Source organism: Bacillus sp. LR--39 (assembly GCF_053613335.1).
In genome coordinates, this window is sequence record NZ_JBSIOT010000920.1 from 1 (window position 1) to 694 (window position 694).

A 694-nucleotide genomic window follows, 5' to 3' on the forward strand; every position below is an offset into this window, starting at 1 on the left:
CGGCGCAATGGGCGGACTTGGCGGGTTTGGCGGCATGTTTGACCTGTCGGAACTGCCGTACAAACAGCCGGTTCTCATTTCGGGAACGGACGGTGTCGGCACAAAACTGAAGCTCGCTTTTGCGATGGACAAGCATGACACGATCGGCATCGATGCCGTCGCGATGTGTGTCAACGATGTGCTCGCTCAAGGAGCGGAGCCGCTTTTCTTCCTCGATTACCTTGCGGTCGGAAAAGCCGATCCCGTCAAAATTGAAGAGATCGTAAAAGGCGTCGCAGAAGGCTGCGTACAGTCGGGATCAGCGCTTGTCGGCGGAGAAACGGCGGAAATGCCGGGGCTTTATACAGAGGATGAATACGATATCGCCGGGTTCTCGGTCGGAGCTGCCGAAAAAGATGGCATCGTCACGGGCGAAAATATCAGCGAAGGGCACCTTTTAATTGGACTATCTTCAAGCGGCCTTCACAGCAACGGCTTCTCTCTCGTTCGGAAAGTTCTTCTTGAAGATGCCGGTCTGAACCTTGATGAGACGTATGCACCTTTTGAACGGCCTCTTGGCGAAGAGCTTTTAGAGCCGACGAAAATCTATGTCAAGCCTGTCCTTGAAGCGGTGAAATCAGGCAAAATCGCCGGCATGGCGCACGTGACCGGCGGCGGTTTTATCGAAAACCTGCCGCGCATGATGCCCGATGGC

At 54.8% G+C, this 694-nt stretch carries 1 protein-coding gene; it reads left to right on the forward strand.

The genetic code is table 11. From position 1 onward, the window contains the following. A partial coding sequence (purM, locus tag ACWHAR_RS27480) for a phosphoribosylformylglycinamidine cyclo-ligase (protein WP_452088484.1) occupies positions 1 to 694 on the forward strand: 694 nt, incomplete at both ends.